At 64.3% G+C, this 16709-nt stretch carries 27 protein-coding genes, 1 tRNA gene and 1 pseudogene; 11 read left to right on the top strand and 18 right to left on the bottom strand.

Annotation, left to right across the window (positions count from 1 at the left end):
• Window positions 1-209 precede the first annotated feature (209 nt).
• The 11 genes from NBT82_RS00240 to NBT82_RS19980 form a co-directional block, all read right to left on the bottom strand.
• Window positions 210-353: a hypothetical protein gene (locus tag NBT82_RS00240; protein WP_251329593.1), complete on the bottom strand. Its 144-nt coding sequence runs from the start codon at window positions 351-353 to the stop codon at window positions 210-212.
• The gene (locus NBT82_RS00235) at window positions 346-528 is read right to left on the bottom strand and encodes a hypothetical protein (protein ID WP_251329592.1); all 183 of its coding nucleotides are present in this window, start codon (window positions 526-528) and stop codon (window positions 346-348) included. Before NBT82_RS00235 ends, NBT82_RS00240 begins: the two co-directional genes overlap by 8 nt.
• Window positions 529-610: 82 nt before the next feature.
• On the bottom strand, window positions 611-949 hold the full coding sequence (locus NBT82_RS00230) for a hypothetical protein (RefSeq protein WP_251329591.1): 339 nt from the start codon (window positions 947-949) through the stop codon (window positions 611-613).
• Window positions 949-1092, bottom strand: a complete 144-nt coding sequence (locus NBT82_RS00225; RefSeq protein WP_251329590.1) for a hypothetical protein — start codon at window positions 1090-1092, stop codon at window positions 949-951. Before NBT82_RS00225 ends, NBT82_RS00230 begins: the two co-directional genes overlap by 1 nt.
• Entirely contained in the window at window positions 1092-1427 is a 336-nt protein-coding gene (locus NBT82_RS00220) for a hypothetical protein (RefSeq protein WP_251329589.1), read from the bottom strand. Before NBT82_RS00220 ends, NBT82_RS00225 begins: the two co-directional genes overlap by 1 nt.
• A complete protein-coding gene (locus tag NBT82_RS00215) occupies window positions 1424-1729 on the bottom strand; it encodes an SPASM domain-containing protein (protein WP_251329588.1) in 306 nt (101 codons plus the stop codon). The genes NBT82_RS00220 and NBT82_RS00215 overlap by 4 nt, the downstream gene beginning before the upstream one ends.
• Window positions 1726-2175 carry a PD-(D/E)XK family putative nuclease gene (locus NBT82_RS00210; RefSeq protein WP_251329587.1) on the bottom strand — a complete coding sequence of 150 codons (450 nt, stop codon included), beginning with the start codon at window positions 2173-2175 and terminating at the stop codon, window positions 1726-1728. Before NBT82_RS00210 ends, NBT82_RS00215 begins: the two co-directional genes overlap by 4 nt.
• 103 nt (window positions 2176-2278) lie before the next feature.
• Window positions 2279-2902 (bottom strand): hypothetical protein, encoded by a 624-nt coding sequence (locus NBT82_RS00205; RefSeq protein ID WP_251329586.1) that lies wholly within the window; start codon window positions 2900-2902, stop codon window positions 2279-2281.
• Entirely contained in the window at window positions 2902-3282 is a 381-nt protein-coding gene (locus NBT82_RS00200) for a hypothetical protein (RefSeq protein ID WP_251329585.1), read from the bottom strand. Before NBT82_RS00200 ends, NBT82_RS00205 begins: the two co-directional genes overlap by 1 nt.
• A complete protein-coding gene (locus NBT82_RS00195; protein WP_251329584.1) occupies window positions 3275-3733 on the bottom strand; it encodes a hypothetical protein in 459 nt (152 codons plus the stop codon). Before NBT82_RS00195 ends, NBT82_RS00200 begins: the two co-directional genes overlap by 8 nt.
• Window positions 3733-3867, bottom strand: coding sequence for a hypothetical protein (locus tag NBT82_RS19980; protein WP_256476658.1), 135 nt, complete (start codon window positions 3865-3867; stop codon window positions 3733-3735). Before NBT82_RS19980 ends, NBT82_RS00195 begins: the two co-directional genes overlap by 1 nt.
• Before the next feature lie 85 nt (window positions 3868-3952).
• On the opposite strand from NBT82_RS19980, the gene NBT82_RS00190 reads away from it, so the two are divergent.
• From NBT82_RS00190 to NBT82_RS00140, 11 genes are all read left to right on the top strand, one after another.
• Entirely contained in the window at window positions 3953-4174 is a 222-nt protein-coding gene (locus tag NBT82_RS00190) for a hypothetical protein (protein WP_251329583.1), read from the top strand.
• Window positions 4171-4692, top strand: coding sequence for a hypothetical protein (locus NBT82_RS00185; RefSeq protein WP_251329582.1), 522 nt, complete (start codon window positions 4171-4173; stop codon window positions 4690-4692). The genes NBT82_RS00190 and NBT82_RS00185 overlap by 4 nt, the downstream gene beginning before the upstream one ends.
• A 72-nt stretch (window positions 4693-4764) precedes the next feature.
• Entirely contained in the window at window positions 4765-5334 is a 570-nt protein-coding gene (locus tag NBT82_RS00180) for a hypothetical protein (protein WP_251329581.1), read from the top strand.
• A gap of 477 nt (window positions 5335-5811) precedes the next feature.
• Window positions 5812-6036: a hypothetical protein gene (locus NBT82_RS00175; RefSeq protein ID WP_251329580.1), complete on the top strand. Its 225-nt coding sequence runs from the start codon at window positions 5812-5814 to the stop codon at window positions 6034-6036.
• 104 nt (window positions 6037-6140) lie between these two features.
• Window positions 6141-6506, top strand: a complete 366-nt coding sequence (locus NBT82_RS00170) for a hypothetical protein (RefSeq protein WP_251329579.1) — start codon at window positions 6141-6143, stop codon at window positions 6504-6506.
• A gap of 2 nt (window positions 6507-6508) precedes the next feature.
• Window positions 6509-6940: a hypothetical protein gene (locus tag NBT82_RS00165; protein WP_251329578.1), complete on the top strand. Its 432-nt coding sequence runs from the start codon at window positions 6509-6511 to the stop codon at window positions 6938-6940.
• Window positions 6940-7353, top strand: coding sequence for a hypothetical protein (locus tag NBT82_RS00160; RefSeq protein ID WP_251329577.1), 414 nt, complete (start codon window positions 6940-6942; stop codon window positions 7351-7353). Before NBT82_RS00165 ends, NBT82_RS00160 begins: the two co-directional genes overlap by 1 nt.
• A gap of 2 nt (window positions 7354-7355) precedes the next feature.
• Window positions 7356-7745, top strand: a complete 390-nt coding sequence (locus NBT82_RS00155; protein WP_251329576.1) for a hypothetical protein — start codon at window positions 7356-7358, stop codon at window positions 7743-7745.
• The gene (locus NBT82_RS00150) at window positions 7746-7985 is read left to right on the top strand and encodes a hypothetical protein (protein ID WP_251329575.1); all 240 of its coding nucleotides are present in this window, start codon (window positions 7746-7748) and stop codon (window positions 7983-7985) included.
• Entirely contained in the window at window positions 7982-8128 is a 147-nt protein-coding gene (locus NBT82_RS00145; RefSeq protein ID WP_251329574.1) for a hypothetical protein, read from the top strand. The genes NBT82_RS00150 and NBT82_RS00145 overlap by 4 nt, the downstream gene beginning before the upstream one ends.
• On the top strand, window positions 8121-8291 hold the full coding sequence (locus tag NBT82_RS00140) for a hypothetical protein (protein ID WP_251329573.1): 171 nt from the start codon (window positions 8121-8123) through the stop codon (window positions 8289-8291). Before NBT82_RS00145 ends, NBT82_RS00140 begins: the two co-directional genes overlap by 8 nt.
• 13 nt (window positions 8292-8304) lie before the next feature.
• On the opposite strand, the gene NBT82_RS00135 is transcribed toward NBT82_RS00140, so the two are convergent.
• From NBT82_RS00135 to NBT82_RS00105, 7 genes and pseudogenes are all read right to left on the bottom strand, one after another.
• Entirely contained in the window at window positions 8305-8712 is a 408-nt protein-coding gene (locus NBT82_RS00135; protein WP_251329572.1) for a hypothetical protein, read from the bottom strand.
• Window positions 8713-9037: 325 nt separating this feature from the next.
• On the bottom strand, window positions 9038-9397 hold the full coding sequence (locus tag NBT82_RS00130) for a hypothetical protein (RefSeq protein WP_251329571.1): 360 nt from the start codon (window positions 9395-9397) through the stop codon (window positions 9038-9040).
• A 288-nt stretch (window positions 9398-9685) separates the two neighbouring features.
• A tRNA-Pro gene (locus tag NBT82_RS00125) sits at window positions 9686-9758 on the bottom strand.
• A gap of 46 nt (window positions 9759-9804) precedes the next feature.
• Window positions 9805-10617 (bottom strand): SAMP-activating enzyme E1, encoded by an 813-nt coding sequence (gene ubaA, locus NBT82_RS00120; protein ID WP_251329570.1) that lies wholly within the window; start codon window positions 10615-10617, stop codon window positions 9805-9807.
• A gap of 270 nt (window positions 10618-10887) precedes the next feature.
• Window positions 10888-12584 (bottom strand): annotated as a pseudogene (locus tag NBT82_RS00115) (transposase).
• A gap of 96 nt (window positions 12585-12680) precedes the next feature.
• Window positions 12681-15083 (bottom strand): DUF2309 domain-containing protein, encoded by a 2403-nt coding sequence (locus tag NBT82_RS00110; RefSeq protein ID WP_251329569.1) that lies wholly within the window; start codon window positions 15081-15083, stop codon window positions 12681-12683.
• Window positions 15073-16560: a proton-conducting transporter transmembrane domain-containing protein gene (locus tag NBT82_RS00105; protein ID WP_251329568.1), complete on the bottom strand. Its 1488-nt coding sequence runs from the start codon at window positions 16558-16560 to the stop codon at window positions 15073-15075. The genes NBT82_RS00110 and NBT82_RS00105 overlap by 11 nt, the downstream gene beginning before the upstream one ends.
• Window positions 16561-16709: the final 149 nt, after the last annotated feature.

The following is a 16709-nucleotide window of genomic DNA, read 5'->3' as shown; positions in this document are numbered from 1 at the left end:
AAATCAGTCAACAGTCCGTGTACTTCTAGTCTTTACGGTGGGGTCGACGGGGGTGATCGGGCCGGAGAGTGACCGACTTTCTATGATTCTCGGTCACGTCCGCTCGAACCTTTCGTGGTTCTCTATCGCGGCGTAGATCTCTCCTTTCAGGCTGAAGGGGACGTTCCCCATCACGTCGAAGGCACACGCGGTCTCCCACGAAAGGCGTGTCATCCTGCGATCCGACTGTGGCAGTAGGCACAATACCCGTCCGTCTCCTCGCAGGCGTCGGCGAGGTCGTCCCGCTCACCGAACAGCCACCGGAACGGGGCCGACCGACGCTTGAGACAGATGCTCGGAACGTCGTCAGTCATCGCCGACGGTCCTCTGCCAGACGAACAGGAAGCGGCTCGACTCCCCGCACCGGGTACACTCGTAGCCGTCGACGATCCCGTACGGAGACGGCACCTCTGCCGAGACGAACCGGTGACCGGCGACACTACACCACAGCCGGCGCGGGAGCCACCGGAGGAACGCGCCGGCGGTCACTCCAACCACCCAAGTTGATCCGCGACGATGGCGAAGCCGTAGATCATGACAACGCCGGCCACTACGCCGATTTCTCCCCCGGTCACTCCGGCACCACCGGAGTCATTTCACCGTCGTCGTCGATCACAGCGAGAGTGACGTAGGTCTCGTCGGGGACGTCGCCATCGTCGCCGTCAGGGACGCGGGCGATCTCCTCGGCGATGGAGACCTTGCCGCCCGTGCCCTGCTCGACGTCGCGGATGCTCCCGTACTTCGAGACGTGCGGGTGGTCGAGACGGTCGTCCTCGGGGAACGCGTCGCGGTTCCAGTCGACGTAACACTCCCCGGACGGAAACTCGACGCCCCAGCCGAGCACGTCGCCGTCGACGTCGATCCGGGTCCGGTCCTCGTCACGGAACACGTAGAACGCGGTGAACGTCATCAGTCGACCACCACCATCTCCGTCTCGTAGAGGTCGGCCGCTGGGATACGGTCGTGATGCTGGCAGACCGGTGCCTTGCCACCGTCCCACTCCGGACAGTAGATACGACACTCACAGTCGGGACAGACAAACGTTCCCGCCATCAGTCCGATCCCTCCGGAGAGAGATGATCCGCAAGTATCGCCTTCGCTTCTCGAATCTGTTTGGAGTCGTCCACGTACTTCCACTCGGTTCGTTCCTCAGAACACCCGTCGTGTCCGCACGCCTTTCGGATCTTCTTCTCGACGATGTATTGGGTGCGACCGTATCCCCCGGTCGTCTTGATGCGGTAGTCGTAGGTCTCTCCCCGCCGCTCGAAGTGGTGGCCGGAACAGCCGGCGGGCTCCGGATCGACGAAGCCGAACTTCACGGCGAACAGCGAAGCGGCTACCACACCGACGAAAAGCGCCCCCGCGTACACGGCGAGCGTTTCGATCACTCGTCCATCACCGGCGTTAGTTCACCGTCGTCGTCGACCACCGCGAGCGTTACCTTCTCGTCGACGTCGTCGTCACCCCAGTCGGCCGGTTCGTACATCTCCTCGAACGTGTCGGCGTCGCACGGGTACAGTCCGCCGTCCGAGTCGATGCACAGGTAGTCGCCACCTTCGCCCTCGACGACGCCCTCGCGGGTCGGGATGGTCACGTCGACCGGGAGCTTCACCGCCCACGTCGGGTGGGACTTTTCGTAGACGTTCCACGTCGCGCGTTCGATCTCGGTGTTCGGGTTGTCGTCGCTCATGAGTCGTAGTCCTCGAAAACCGCACTGATCGGCAACTTGTACTGCTCTCCCTGCGAGTCGTGACCGCTCGGCCCCCACCCACCGCGGGCGCCGATCTGCCGGCCGACTGTCGCCGGCTCGCGCTGTTTCAGCAGCGCCGTGGGTTCCCGACCGGAGACGTCGAACAACACGAACGCGTACCGGGCGCTCCCGTCGCGGTCGTGCTCGACGAGTTTCTCGTGTTGCTCTCGCCACAGCCGAAAGCGACCGTCGGCACCGCTCCCGAGCGTCGACAGGGCCGACTTGACTTCGAGGACGGCACCGCTCTCCCTCCGCCCGTCGAACCAAGGCGCGTCGACGAAGCGGGAGTATCCCGAGTAGACGTCGGTCGCGATCGTCTCGGCGAGGTCGCCGGTGTCCTCCTGCAACCGACGCCGTTCGTTCCGCGAGAGACGGTACCGCTTCATGCCGGTGTCGCACCCCCGCGCTTCGGTGGGTCACCACACACCGGACACTCCGCCTCGTCGCCGGCGGCGAGGTACCGAATCCGACAGGCCGGACAGTACGCGCTCACGCGTACCCCTCCTTCGTCTCGGTCCGGTGCAGCACGTTCATCCGCTTGTCGAATACGACCACCTGGTAGGGTTCGGTCGGGAGTTCCGACTTCGGCAGGTCGAAGTAGTTGATGAACCCGCGGTGGAACGTCGACCACTCGCCAACCCACACCCAGTATTTGCACTGCTTGAGGGGCGTGTATTCGAGGTCCTGCGGGTCCTGTGTCGCCACCTGCACCTTCAAGGCCTTGTCCCGATCCTCGTGGAGCATCTTCTTGATCGGGTTGTCCGCCTCGACGTCGCCGTCGGCGAGCATCCCGTCCTGTGCCTCGTCGGCGATCACCTGCGTCGGGTACCCCGTCTCGCGGTGGTAGTCGTGGGCGACCGCGCGGGCACCGCGGGCGGCGTCGAGTGGGTCGTCGCACCGCCACCGGAGCCGCGTGGCGTCCGATCGGCGGGCTTCCCGCTCGCTCCGGACCGTCTCGGCGCCGTCGAGATCGCGGCCGGTGATCCCGTCGACGCCGTCGTCGGAGTGGTCGATCCAGATCGACAGGCCGGGGTAGGTGTCGTGGGCTTCCCGGAGGAACGTCGTCTTCCCACCGCCCGAGTCGCCCGCGACGAGCGTGTGGAACGCCTGCATCACACCACCTCCTCGACGTCGAAGTCGTCACCGTCCTCGTCGTCCTCCTGGTCGTCGTCAACGTCGAGATTCGTGAACCAGTGGTAGCCCGCGGCGCCGGCGTTGACGAGCGCCGGCACGCCGGCCTTCTCCCCGACGCCCGCCGCGGCGTGGATGATCTTCCGGACGAAGATCGTCGCGTGGGCGACCGCGGGACCGGCGTCGAGACGTTGCTGTACCTCGGCCGGCCGGAGGTCCGGCTCGGTGTGCATGAGGATGTCCACGATCCCCATACCACCGCCGGACGACCCGGCGGCGTCAGCGGCCGCGCTGGCCGCCTCTGTGGCCCCGTCTTCGACGGCGTCGCCGAGCGTCGATCCGGGCGTCGGAACGTCACTCATCGAAGACCACCCACGACTCTTCGCCCGAACAGTCGGCACAGCCGTACGCGTAGTCCGTGTGCTCGCTCGCGTCGAAGTAGCGGTTCCCACCGCACTCCGGGCACTCCGGTTCGTCGTCGGACGGGTCACCACCGTCCGTGACGACGGCGTCGGGGTCGGGATCGGGCGCGTCGAGCGCGGGGTTCCCACCGTCGGCCACGGTGTCGGTACCGTCGTCGACCACCGTGTCCGCACCGTCCTCGATTACCGTCTCGGCACCGTTCGGCGACGGTGATTCCTCCCCGCCGTCGTCGGGTAGTTTACCGTCCGCGTTACCGTTCTCCGCGATGAGGAGCAGCCCCTCGTCGAGTGATTCGACGTCCTCGTGGGCGTCATCCTGCTGTTTCCACGCGTGTTGGCCGGCAGCGTGGACGCTATCGAACGGTAACCCGCACCGTGGGCACGGTTCCATTACGGCATCACCTCGAAGGTGTGGATCGCCATCAAGGCGACCGCTACGGCCCACTCACACGGTACCAACCGTTTATCAACACGATACGACAGGATCATCGCAAGGAGCGTCACACCCCCGAGGGCTCCGAGCATGGAGTCCCCTAACCGTTCGCGAGTTAAATAGGTCGAACCGTACCGTTCGGCGACTATTCAACACCGGCCCCTACGTCGAGCCGGAATGCCCGAAGTACCGATTCCGTTCACCGACGAAGAAGTCGACACCGGCGACGACACGTCGTCCATCGTGATGACGCTCGTCGTCGTCGCGCTCGGCTTCGGCCTGCTCGCGTGGTTGCAGGGTGTCGGTGGGATGCTGGCGAACAAGGCGAACAACTACATCAGCGGGCTGATCGGGGTCGACCCGACCAGCGGCGAGGACTCGGGGGTCGATCTGGTGTGAGCCGAGATCTCCTCCCCTCGGATCAGTTCGGCCGTCGCGTCTCGACGGTCCGGATCGACGAAGGCGAGATCAACAGCGACCGCGAGCTCCAGGCCGGACAGGAGATCACCATCTGGTCGACTCAGGTGCCTGCGGACAAGGCGTACGTCTGGGGTGCCGGTCCCGACGACCGGAACGCGGGGAACGCCAACTACGTGTACGCGATGTTCAAGGCAACCGGCAACGGGTCCGGCGGCTTCGCCGACGGCGACGTCATCGAGGACGCCGACGTCGTGCTCGCGATCACCGACTCCACCCAGGAGGACGTCATCGCGAAGACCACGATCAACCCCGACGCCGGGGACCTGGACGACGCGGTCAACGACGACCGAACCGACCGGCCGGTCCTACCGGAACACGCGCCCGGGGCGACCGAGGACAAGCACCTCGAACTCCGGCTTCGAGCCCGGAGCGACGCCGACGGCGCACGGGTCGGCACCGACTCCAACGTCCATCTCGGCTACGGTCAGGTCGGCTAACCGGAGGCACTACTCCATGACCCAACTTTATCGAATCCAGACCGGTAGCGGCACGCTCGGGAGGTGGACGTAGTGGCGTCTCGAAATGTGCCCGGCGACGAGTGGGTCGAACTCGTCCCGTCGACGATGGAGGACGACTACTCGGTCATCGTCGAGGACGCACCGATCTACCTCTACCCCGGCGACAAGCCCGCCCAGCCCGTCGCCGGGCTCCCGCTCCGTGCGGGCGCGATCCAGAGCGGTCAACTCGACCGCTTCACCGCACTGTGGGCGCGGTCCCAGACCGACGTCGACGCGTCGGTCCGCGTCGTCCCGAACATCCGGATCGACGGGAGCAACGAGCGGGCGGTTACCGTCTCGACGAGCGTCCAGACCGACACCTACGACCGCGGGGGCGAGTTCGACACCGGTGGCAGCGACAGCTACCCCGTCGAGATCGACCCCGCCGAGACCGTGCAGCACGTCCTCCTCTCGATCGTCGAGGGCGAGGTCGACGTCGAGATCGAGACCACCGACGGGGACGTCGTCACGATCCCCGTCGACGGCAAGGCCACGATCGACTCCTACTCGGCGGAGTCGGTGACGATCACGGACGCGAGCGGGTCCGCCGCGCGCGTGGCCGGGGGGTGGGCCGGTGAGTGACTTCGGGTCGACGCCGGTACCGAACGTCCCCGACTGGGAGCCTATCACCACCGTCGACCACTCGGGATCGGCGTCCGTGTCCGTCACGCTCAACGACACCTTTCGATCCGTCGCATGGGCAATAACGGACGTGGACTTTCCGGCCGCCACAGACGAGGATCTGACCATGATATGCAACGGCAATACGGGGGCGAATTACACCGGATATTCTGTCGACGGGTCCCGGTTCACTGGATCCCCGTCTATTCCAGTCGCGCAACTTGGGGACGGCACGAACAATATAGCCGATTCGTCGGCTGGAACAGTCACCGGGGTTTGGAACATCAAGATGAACGCACACATCCGCAATCGGTCGCGGCTTGGGACCACTGCCACCACGGCGGTCAATGGGTCTGTGACGTCTCCGCTCACCGAATTGTCGTGGCAATCGTCCGGCGGGTCCGCGTGGTCCGGAGTCGTGGAGGTCTGGGGGCGACTATGACCTGGAATTACGTCATCGACGGTGAGTCGATGACTGTCTGGGACCACTCGGGGACGGAGGTGGCATCTCTCACGACCACCTCGGCCTATCGCATCCCCGACGACGTCCTCGACGTCATGGCCGACGAGTTGGACGCCGCCCTATCGGCCGGAGAGACGCAGCGCGCTATCAAGATCGGCGCCGACGCGGCGTGTGAGCAGATCGAGGAGGGTCAACCTTGATCGAGTTCGAACCCCCGCCGAACTACACCGTCGACTCGGTAGAGTCGTATCGCCAGATCGCCCCATCCCTACCCGACTCTGTTCGGGAGGACATCGCTAACCGTGTGTCGATGGGAGACCCCGACGCCGAAATGCACAGCGTCGTAACGGGTAACTACTCGGCCGATTTCTCACCGGTGAGTGCCAAAAACGCCAGATTCTCAATCACGACACATTCGAAAGGTCTCAACGTTGACCCTGACTACGGCGAAACAGAGAACCCCGCTCCGGAGCCGAACCCGACACCCGACCCGGATCCCGCTCCCGATCCGGCAGATGGGACCGACGCGGGCGACGCGCCGGGCGACACAACGCCCGCCCCGTCGAGCGGCGGTGGTGGGGGCCAGGGGTCCGACGGCGTGATCGGCGCCGCAACCGCCGCGGTCGTCCTGCTCGTCGCGGGAGCGGCAGCACTACTTGGAGGTTCCTAACCATGGCTCAAAACGTAATCGTGGCGGAAGACGGATCGCTCATCCCGACCGGCGACACGCAGGTCGAGCAGGTCGGCGAGGCAGCATCGGGGGCAGAGGACGCGGGCGACCGGACCGACCTCATCGTCGGCGGGGCCGACCCGAGCGACACGTTCGCGCTCCCCGACGGCCAGGTTTTCGACTCCGGCGAGGTCGTCGACGAGGACGCAGTCGACGCCGGCGTCGCCACACCGACCGACACCGGCGGCGGCACGGTCACCGACACCCCGTCGACGACCACGGATACCCCGCCGTCGGCATCCGACGGTGTTGGTGAGTCGGTCCGGCAGGTTATCATCCCGTCGCAGTCGTCGGGTAGTCTGCCGACCGGACTCCTCACAGCCGGTCTCGCCGTCGTCGCCGTGATCGTCGCGCTCCTGGGAGGTGGGGAGTAGTGGCTACGGTCACCGACGACGGGCTGCTCGCCGGGGGCGCGGTCATCCTCGTGATCGGCGCCGCGGCCGCGGCACTCCTGCGTGACGGCGGACGCCGGGTCATCAACATCCCGAGCGACTTCGGGACCGATCCCTCGGTCGATCCCTCCGAGGAGACCGACCCCCGCGTCGTCGCTCCCGGCGAGACCGAGCCGACCGTTCCGGACGGCACTCACGAGGTGACTGATCCGTCCGAGGAAACCGACCCCCGCGTCGTCGCGCCCGGCGAAACCGATCCGACCGTCCCCGACGGTGCCCACGACGTAGGTGGGTCGTCCGGCGACTCCGGCGGCGTCGGCGGTGTCGTCGACGACGTCGGCCAAGCGATTCCGGGCGCTAACATCGGCCGCTCGATCGTCGATAGGTGGGGATGATCATGTCGTGGAGCAACTTCACCGACGGCCTCGATCGGGCGATCTACCGCCAGTTCGACGACGTCCCCGGGGGGGGTTTCAGCGACGTCGGTACCTACCTCCCCGGGCAGCAGTCCCCGGGCGAGAGTGTCGACGTCCCCGAGGACCCGTCCTGGTCCGATCCCGCCCTCGACGATGACGCGGCGTCGGACTTTTTCGGCCCGATCGGCCGCCAGTTCGACGATGAGCCTGGCGGCGGATTCGCCGACGTCATCATCGACCGCTCGACCAGCATCGGCCCGGCGTGGCTCGACGAGGCGACGATCCTCCTGGTCGTCGTCATCGTCATCGGCGCCGGGCTGTGGCTGCTCCGGCCCGTCTTGGAGATCGTCGCGGGGGTGACCGCCGAGTAGATGATCGATGTCGGCTGGCTCGGGTCGCCCGTCGACGTCGCGACCTTCATCGTCGTGCTCGCGATGTTGATGTTCCGGCTACGTCCCCGCGTCGAGACGATCGCCGCCGCCGTGGTCGCTCTCGCGGAGCGTCGCGACGACGTCGACGACGATCGTCTTCGGTCCGATCTCGACGTCGACGATCGGGACGTCGACGCGCTCCGGACGCGGATCGTCTATCGGGAGGCCGACGAGTCGTGATCCCCGCCGATCCTCCGGTGTGGCTCTTTCAGGACGTCCCGCTGTGGGCGTTCCTGCTCGCGCTCTTGACGAGTCCGGCCGAGTGGTCCCGACGTATCGTCCGGGTCATCGGACAGCGCTTCGGCGGTGGTGCCGGTGAGTGAGCTACCTGCCGAGTGGCAGGGCGTCGCGACACACGTCCGCTGGCCCCAGCCCGATCTTCGGCGGCGTTACGAACCGGGCGCAGTCGTCCTCGACGATCCCGAGGGAACCGAAGTGCTCCGCTCGGATACCGTGGCCGACGACGTCGTCGATCTCGAAAAATAGCGGCGTCGGGAGGCTATCGCAGGGCCTTCACGGCCGTGTCGCCGGTCACGTTGCTCGTCCGTTTCGCGTACCCGAGGTCGACGAGCGGGAGGACGAGCGTCTGTCGGGCGACCGGCTTCTTCATCCCCTGCTGTTGCGCGAGTACCGACAGTACCCGATCCTCGGTCACGTACGTCTCCGGGGCGATCGTACACAGCACTTCGTAGGCGTCGGCGAGTTCGTCGTCGACCGGTGGGACCCGGCCGTCGTGGTCCTCGGCACCGTCTTCGACGACCGACGCCATGAATTCCCGAATCGCCTCGCTCCGCGAGTTCCACCGCTCGCTCTCTTCGACAGCGTCGTCGAAGTCGTCGAGCAGGTCCGCGCGGACACGGACACTCGGGCTCTTCATCTGCTCCTCGCCCGCCAGTTGGTTGCTCATGAGGCTCCTCCGTAGCACAAACTACCGTCGTGTGCTACGCGGTCTTTCTCGCCCCCGTCTGCCGATTCGTCCCGTCGATCGGTGTGCGTAGCACAACCCCCCTGGGGGTTGTGCGGAGCACTCTCACGTGCGGGGGCGTGTGCGCGCGACCCGTCACCCTCGCCGACGTCGTCTATGGTGGTGGTCCATCCGCAGTGGTGACAACGTCGCTCACCGTGTCGACCGCGGTCGGAAGCGACGAAGAGGTTCGTTTCGCAGGTGGGACACTCGGGGGCTCGATCCCAGTGGTGAACACGACGTTTGCTTGATGACGGGCTTGGACGGGTCACGCTTCACCTCCCTGCCGGTACTGCCGCCACAACATCGCGAGTTCCTCGTCGGGATCGGCGTCGAGGTCGGCGACGACGATCTCCTCACGGACGTAGGCGAGCAGCATGGCGGCGACGTGGGAACACCAATCGTGGTGGGTGTAGCCCTTACACCGACACTCGCCGACGGGCGTCCCCGACCGGGTGCCGAAAACGACCCGATGCCGGTCACCGTCGCCGACGCGGACCATCCACTCCGCGCGGTTGATCGGCTCGATCTCCGTCTCTTCGTTCCTGGCTCGCTGCCAGCTCGTCGAGTCGCCGAACCCGTCGGGCAGGTCGAGGTCGGGGTAGCCGCCGATCGGCTCGGTACTCACCGTCGATCCCCTCCGTTGCACTCCGGACAGACGCGGCGGGCGAGACCACCGCGGGACGTGGTCGTGACGAGACGCGTTCCGCAGGTCGGACAGTACCGCCTCATGGCCGACACCTCCCCTCGTGCCGTGCCGGACAGTCCTTGCGTCCGTCGCGGGGGATCGATAGGCCACAGTAGTAGCAGACTGCGAGCGGGTAGCGGTCGGTGGGCCGGTCGCTCTTACTCACGGGCGTCCACCTCCCGACTTAAGCGGGTGCTCGTCGTCGGCTGTTTCACCCGGATAACGGTATGGGACCGCCCGGATTCGAACCGGGGTCACGGGCACCCAAGGCCCGAAGTATACCAGGCTAACCCACGGTCCCGCACGTAGAACTGTACTTCGCGCCGGGTAAAGGATTTCGTTCGGCTTCAGTCGGCGCCGATGGCACACCCGTCGACGTACTCGACCTCCTCGATGTCGTCGATTGGGTCGTCGCCACAGACCGGACAGCCGGGGTCACGGGCGTAGGGCACGGTGTCGAAGCTCAGGTCCATCGCGTCGTAGAAGAGCATCCGACCGACCAGCGGGTCACCGGCGTCGAGGAGGAGTTTGATCGCTTCGGTGGCCTGGATACAGCCGACGGTTCCGGGGAGGACGCCGAGGACGCCCGTGGTCGCACAGTCGGGGACGGTCCCGGGTTCGGGCGCCTCACGGAACAGACACCGGTAACAGGGACCATCTGGGTGAAGCGTCGTGACCTGCCCTTCGAACTTGTAGATGGCGCCGTGGGAGACGGGGATCCCGGCGAGGCGGGCGGTGTCGTTGACCAAGTAGCGCGTGGGGAAGTTGTCGGAGGCGTCGACGACCACGTCGTAGTCGTGGATCAGGTCGGCGGTGTCCCGGTCGAGGCGGGTTTCGTGGGTATCGACGTCCACGTCGGGGTTGAGCGTGGCCACGAACTCCCTCGCGCTCTCGACTTTCGGTCGGCCGACGTCGGCGTCGCCGTGGATCACCTGTCGCTGGAGGTTCGACCGCTCGACGACGTCGTCGTCGACGACGCCCAGGCGTCCGACGCCCGCGGCCGCGAGGTACTGGATGACCGGGGCGCCGAGGCCGCCAGCCCCGACGACGAGCGCACTCGACTCCAGCAGTCGCTTCTGTCCGTCCGGACCCACCTCGTCCATGATGATGTGGCGGGAGTAGCGATCCAGTTGCGTGGCGTCGAGCGAGAGCCCACTCATACTCACTGCTCGGAGGGCGAGGTGGATAAATCCGTGCCGTTGGCGCGCGACCGCCGCCGCTCGAGGTGAACCTCATACTGCGATACGAAACCGGAGTCGCATGGAAGTTGAGACTACACCGGGTTTCGCGGGGCTGTGATGCGTGGTTTCGACCGAATCCGGTAGCCGAAACTGCTTCAGATCGCGTTCTAAACGGGCGTTCTTATTGGATGAGGAATCTATTGGGAGTGTTTCCGAGCCCGCGGGTAGTGTAGCCACTCAGACGCCGCGCTACCACCGGCAGAGATTCTCCCTACCCGATCCGGTTTCCTTCTTCAACAGCGTCAGCGTGTTGTCGGCTGTTACGATCGGCGAATGTTCGTACTCGCCAGTCAACTCGACCTGTACCAACAAATCGACGGTTCGCCAGATCAAGTATAGCAGACAGGCGAACGCGAAGTAGAAGAATCGGAGCCCGAAATCGGTCGAGGTCGTCGCTGCCATGAACCGCTTGATCGATCTGTAGCCACTCTCGATTTCCCACCGGTAGCCGTACTCTGTGAGGTGGCCACTGGCCCCATTCGTCATGAACACCGAATACTGCCGGTGATCGTCGTGCTCGGAATCTTCTTTCCGGCGGTAGATTAGCGTCGTCTCGTGCCACTCGTTCTTGCCCAGATGGAGCTTGCGGTCGGTTTCATACCGGTCTTGATCCCGCTGGAGTAACCGCTTGGCCTGGGCTTTCTCGCTGGTTTGCATCCGCTTCGGCACGACGTAGGAGAGCCCGCGCTGGCTGATCACCTCCAGGACGTGCTGGCTGTCGAACTCTCGATCCATTAGGACACTATCGACGTGGACGAGCTCTTCAGCCGAATCCAGCAAGTCCTCGACGATTTCCAGCCGTGACTCGCCTTTCCGTACCGGGCGGGCATCAAGGACGAGCGGGACGGCGTTCCCGACCAACTGAACCGTCGCCCACTGGTACGCGTACTCGTCACTCTTCTCTTTCGTCCCGATGATTTCGTCTTCGTGGCCGGTGCGGTCACCGGTGAAGGGATCGGCTTCGGTAATATCGATTGCGACGATACCCGCCCGAAAAAACTCTTCAGTCTCTGCGACCTCATCCAGCAGTCGACCGACCGCTTGTCGGTACATCTCTCGAATCGCCGGTACCGAGAGGCCACGAATGTGGTCACGGTGGGCGTGACCCATCGGTGTCCGGTTCCGCTCCGACTCGTGAATGAAGCTCCGTGCCCCCTCATTGCAGCCAGATTCCCACGAAGGCCGAGATACGTCTGTAAGTCCCAGTATGCGTTCTCGTGGATCTCACAGCCATCCCCACGCTCTAGCGAGAACACGGGATAGACAATACGACCGATATGATCAGTGATTTTCTCTGCTTCCCGCAGGATGGTGTGATCGTCTGGTTCTGACTCCCTGAACGTGTCCTCGTGGAGCCGGAGTTTTTGATCTGGTTCACGTGGGACCGCGACATCCGCGGTCTGGGCCCTGATGAGGACCGTCCGCGCCGCTATCCTGACGGTTTCACGAAGATCAGCTGTAAACCGATTGTCCCAACTGCGCCATAGTGTCGACTGATCTGGAATTGATTCCAAATTAAGTTGTTCGCAAAGCTCCGGCTGTCGATCCAAGTACTCAACGAGGGCTGTTTCGTGAGTCCAACCGTGGAGTTCTTTCAATGTGAACACCCGAAAGAGAGTGTCTACCTCGTAGCGCGTCGAGCCAGCGTAGCAGTCGTGGATTCCGAAATCGACGTAGTTGAGTGGATACTGGCAGATAAATTGCTCGACTGAGTGGTGTTCATCGTGTTCGAACCACCGACGTGAAATAGTTCTGATATCTGCTTGCAGGGCCTCAAGAGAACTGCGGTCGTACAGTGGTGTTGAGTCGTACACTGGCCAATCGACAGTTGATTTTTCGGCAATGTGCCGGAATACATCTCTTCGAGAGGTTCTTTTTTGTGTCATCTTGTTGAGTAGAGTATCGAAGGAGGTCGGATTCCTGCGTCCAGAGAAGGGTCAGAGCAGCCCACTGCTTCCCGTCCAGTACGGGTTCCGGAGCGGCTAGTCGTCTGCGACAGCCTGAGTGTTCGGCATCTCCGGATGTGCTTCGGTCTGTTCGGACACTGCCATCCACTCCAAGGACTCCTCGTAGTGAAAGACGCGGTGATCCTGAGTCGGATCGACGACTGTCAGTGAGAGCCAGTTGTTGTCCAGAATTTCGGTCAGCTCCTCGTGGTCGGCCAAGATGTCGGTAACGCGCTCGACTGGCGCGTGGATGATCGTCGAGAGGCGGAGCGGTTGGTGATACGGTTCGTCGTCTGCGATCATCAGCGACTGGAGCGGGAGCCCGGCCATCAGGTCGCCGCCGTTGCCCTGATAGACACCGACGTTGCCGACTGGGTTCTGGGTCACCTTCGACCCGCTGCCGTAGACGGCGTTATCGACCGTCGAGAAGTAGTACTGGGTGTTGATCCACTGGGTGACGACCATGGGGCCAGTCAAGATGGCCTCCAGCGCGTCTCCGTCGGGGTCAGTCGACCAGTCGTACGAGTGGAGGAATGCACGCCCGTCGAGATCACAGCCGCTGGTCAACTCGCGGGGGCCAATCACGAATCCAGCGTTGCCAGCCAGCCCCCACTCGGGACGCGTCTCGGCCCAGTCGGCGGCACGACGTTCCGTCTCGGTGACGCCGGCCGAGCCGTCGGTCCCCATCGCCTCAGCACGTTCGGCCGTCGCGTGCTCGCGAGCCGTCGCAAGATCCGCCCGCAACTGGTCGAGGTCGTCCGCGTGGCTCTCGGGCACGTCGTCCGCGAACAGGTCCACTTCGTCGGTCGTCGTGTTGTGCTGACCGGCGATGAAGACCGTATCCTCGGGGATGTCGAACCCACGCTCGCGGAGCTCGGTCTTGACGGCGTCGTCGTTACAAATCTTCGCGAGAACGCGGGCACTCGGGCCGCCGGGGTTGCCCGCACAGGCACCGCAGTCCAGACTTGAGTCGTAGGGGTTGTTTGCCGTCTCGCTGGCGTGCCCCGCGAAGACGACGAGGCGACCGAACTCTTCGAACCCCATCAACTCGAAGGCAGTTGCGGCGTATTCGACTTTCTCCTCGGTGGTCAACCCCACCGGCAGGTCGCCGGAGTAGGTGTACTGGTGGTGGACCAGCGGCTCACAGAACTCGTGGTCGTCGGGCACCAACTCGGCGGCGGCGTCGATCAGGTCGTGGACGCGTCCTGGAACGAGCGTCCGAGCCGCGAGTGAGAAGCCGTAGCCGCTCCCGGCAGTCTCGACGTATCCGTAGGCGGTGGCCGCGTTGGCCTCTAGTATCTCGATGACTTCGTCGGCGGCCGCACGCATGCCGGACCAGCGGTCGTGGCGCGCCTGCGTGTCGTCGTCGGTCGGGAAGTCAGTGATGTGATGCTGTGGGTCGAGGATCGGTGGACAGGCATCGACCGACACGTCGGCGTCGTAGCCCTGATACTCCATCGGGATGCCAAAGAAGCCAGCGTACCCGTGGGTCTCGTAGTCGCCCGTCACCTCGATGTGGCGGCGGATGGTCTCTGAGCGGGTGTCGATACAGAAGACCAACTGAGCGTCCGGGCGGCCCGACGTATCGGTGTCGTCCATCGACTGACTCTGGGCCGCGACGGTCCCGACGAGGTCTTCGCGGTAGGTCGTTTCCCACGCACGCAGGAACGCCTGAGCGAGGTCATCCGTCGGGTTCACGTCGGTGTCGTCGTCCGGCTTGATGTCAGCGTCGACGGCATCCAGCAGTGCCAGACGCGCCGCAAGATATCCCTCCAGCGAAATCGGGTACGTCGACTGCCATACACCCTCGTCCTCGGCGCGCTGCTTGATGAACCCGGTCCAGCCCGGGAGCGCAGCCAGCTGTTCCTCGAGGATTGGCACCCACTGACTCTCAGGGTAAGACTTCAGGACCGCCTCAATAGCCTCGATTGGCGCTTCGGGCAGGTCGGCGACGGCCCCCTTGTCGGGGATGTCGCTGTCGTATTCGGCCATTCCACGGAAGGCGGTGTAGAACCCCGCCTCACGGTTCGGCATCGACCAGTGGGCGCTCCCCTCGTCGAGGAAGGCTGACAACCACTTCGTCAACACCCTGTCGACGTGGTCCGTGGCGGTGTCCGTGTCACTGTTCTCGGCACCGGCCGCGTCGGCCATACGGTCGAGTAACGTCGCTGGGTCGTTCTCGTAGCCTGCTTCAGCGAGCTCCGCCTCAAGGAGTTCCCGGTCGATCTGGCCGCGTTCCAGCGCCGTTCCGAACGTCTCGGCGCTGGGGTAGCCACGGCCGCCCAATAAAGTAGCGGCCTGTTCGACAGCCTCTCCAAACGGCTGGTCCTCGAACCCCGAGAGGGGGTTTGCCGTCACGAACGAGTGAATGGGCCAGAGGGAACCGACGGTGGTCGCAGCTTCGTCGATGCTGTCGCGGATGACGAATTCAGTACTCATTGTAATCCTCCGTGGAAGTCAGTAACGTGTTCGATGACGGTTGGGTGGCGTTCAGCAGTGCCACGTAGAGCCGCTGGCTGTGTTCGTGGACCCCGGTCTCGATGGCGACATAGATGCCGACGAAGCCGACGGCGATGACCACGTGGAGCAGAGTCAGTTCGGTCGTTGCCGTGCCGACTGCCAAGAGGCCCGAGACACCTTCGTAGACAACGGCGTAGACGACGATGGCCGGAAAGAACACCAGCGGGACGGTCCCATAGCGGGCGAGCGTCGGAAGTGAGGTGTGCTGGACCGCGCTACGGGCCGCGTGGAGCGTGGTGAAGACGACGAAGAAGGTCAACAGGAGGCCGCTGTCGACGCTTGCTCCCTTTCCCGTCAGCACCGTGAACACCACCCCACCGGCGAGACCGGTCAGCAACGCCACGACAAAGCCGACGGCACTCGTCATACGGCCGATCGTGTGCTCGGTGGTCTCGCTCGGACTCGTGTGTTCGACCTGTTCGCCCGAACTGAGGAACTGATAGGCCTTGTAGAACCCGTGTAGAATGAGATGGGTGATCGCAGCCCCGAAGAAACCGAGGCCGGCCTGCATGATCATAAAGCCCATCTGACCGACCGTCGAGCAGCCGAGTTTTCCTTTGATATCCGTCTGGACGGACTTCAGGAGCTTCCCGCCGCCAGCACTCGCCGCGCCGACGGCGACCACTGCGAGCATGAGCGTGGAGTCGACCGTAATAACCGGGGCAAAGCGAGTCAGCAGGATGCCGCCCGCGTTGACGAACCCGGCGTGCATCAGCGCGGACGCCGGCGTCGGTGCGGTCATCGAGGAGAGCAGCCAGTTGTGGAACGGGATGAGGGCGGACTGGATCATTGCCGCGAGCACAAGCGCACCGGCTGCGACCAGCCACACCGAACCACCGAGCGTGTCGGCGGCCGCGCCAATTCCGGAGACCGTCGTCGAGCCGGTCGCCCACCACAGCGCCGTCAGCGCAATCCCAAGCAGTACGCTACTGGCGATAAAGTACTTGCGAGCGACCGTCGCGGCGGCCTGTGCCTGTTTCCAGCCCTCGGTGATGCCGATGAGTTCGGCCATCACCAGACCCATCGCCACCCACAGGAATCCGAACAGTGCGACGTGGTCGGCCGCGACGAGTGCCATCACGGCTGCGGTGAACCCGAACATAGCGAGGAAGAACCCCGTTTTGTGGGTGCTACCGGCCATGTAGCGGCGCGAGTAGCTGTGAACGATACCGCTGAAGAAGGTGACCACCACCCACATCAGCACAGTCAGGCCGTCGATGGCAACCAATCCAGGGATTTCCCATGCGGCACCAAACCGGATTCTGGCGATGAGGACGACGATACTCGCGACGAACAGCGACCACACGAGCCACGTTAGTGCAACGGGCACGAACGACGAATCCGCCGTCGTGTCCGGGAGCGCTCCCACCGTCGGTTTCGAACTGTGTCCTGACATCGTTCAGCCCATCGTACGACTTTATGCGGCACCCGAGACGGTCCCAACGGGTCCGCTTCTGGTCGCTTTCACTCCTGAATTGAACAGAACAGTTGTTAAATATGTCTATATTCACATTATGTTCGGTATGCGGACATTATAGAACATTA

It is taken from the genome of Haloplanus sp. HW8-1 (assembly GCF_023703795.1).
Taxonomy (GTDB): domain Archaea; phylum Halobacteriota; class Halobacteria; order Halobacteriales; family Haloferacaceae; genus Haloplanus; species Haloplanus pelagicus.
Note: the sequence above shows the minus strand (reverse complement) of the source record. Positions and strands in the feature narration are given on the sequence as shown.